The following is a 669-nucleotide window of genomic DNA, read 5'->3' as shown; positions in this document are numbered from 1 at the left end:
GTCGATGCCCCGGTCCCGGCAGAAGTCCGCGCCGGCGATGATTCCGACCTCCTGCCGCCGGACCTTCCGCGGCAGGGATTCGGGCACCGGGAGCGGCGGGCCTCCGGGCTYCCGCCCCAGCGCCTGCGCGAGTGTGGGGCGGCCCACCGACGGCGTCGGCGAGGTGAGCCGATTGATGAACGAGGTCCCGGCGGCGATCATGACGCCACGCTCCGTCGTCATCCCCAGGGCGAGGTTGATCGGCTCGATGTTCGGATGATCCGCGACATTGGCCTGGAGCTTCGCGAAGCTGCGGGCGGCGGGCTCGAAGGCATAGATCCGCACCTCGGGCATGGCCTGGGCCAGCGGCAGGCAGGATTGACCCAGGTTGGCGCCGACGTCGAGGATGGTGCGGAAGCCGTAGCCCGGGACGCGCGCCGAGATGTCGCGGATCACGCGCGGCGCGCTGGCGAGCTCCGGAGCCGGAATCGGGATTTCCCTCACCATCCGCACGTCCTCCGCTGCGATGGCGTGGTCATGCCGTGATCGCCCCGACCGCCCGCACCAGCTCCCCGACATCGACCTCGATGTCGGAATTGCAGCGATTGCCCTTGCGGTCCCGCTTCACCTCCTTGGCGAAGAGCTGCGTGTAGGGAAGGCCGAAGAGGTCCGCGAGGCTGCGATAGGAGG

1 protein-coding gene is annotated in these 669 nt (G+C 69.9%); it reads right to left on the bottom strand.

Annotated elements, in window-relative coordinates:
* A partial coding sequence (locus AC1DWF_RS35125) for an FkbM family methyltransferase (RefSeq protein WP_476843086.1) occupies positions 1-486 on the bottom strand: 486 nt, incomplete at its 3' end.
* Between the last annotated feature and the right edge of the window lie 183 nt (positions 487-669).

Source organism: Aminobacter sp. P4_D5 (assembly GCF_056401815.1).
This window is presented reverse-complemented; position numbering and strand designations above follow the sequence as displayed.